The sequence below is a fragment of the Pseudomonas typographi genome (assembly GCF_014694385.1).
Lineage (GTDB): Bacteria > Pseudomonadota > Gammaproteobacteria > Pseudomonadales > Pseudomonadaceae > Aquipseudomonas > Aquipseudomonas typographi.
Genome location: NZ_JAAOCA010000168.1, coordinates 1 through 262 on the forward strand (window position 1 = coordinate 1; position 262 = coordinate 262).

The 262-nt window shown below is 54.2% G+C and carries 1 pseudogene; it reads left to right on the forward strand.

The features are described from left to right. Positions 1–262: pseudogene (locus HAQ05_RS28260) on the forward strand (IS3 family transposase); the annotation flags it as partial.

Sequence of the window (262 nt, forward strand, 5' to 3'; positions counted from 1 at the left end):
TTGGGTAAACCAGCTCCAGCAAGAACGTGGCGGCGTCACGCCGACCAGCAAGGCGTTGACACCTGAGCAGCAAAAAATCCAAGAATTGGAAGCCCGAATCAATCGTCTGGAACGGGAAAAGTCGATCCTAAAAAAGGCTACCGCGCTCTTGATGGCCGAGGAACACGAGCGCTCGCGTTAGTCGATCAGCTTCGCTCCGAGGAGCCGGTTGATCTGTTGTGCTCGGTATTTGAAGTCACCCGATCTTGCTACTACGCACACT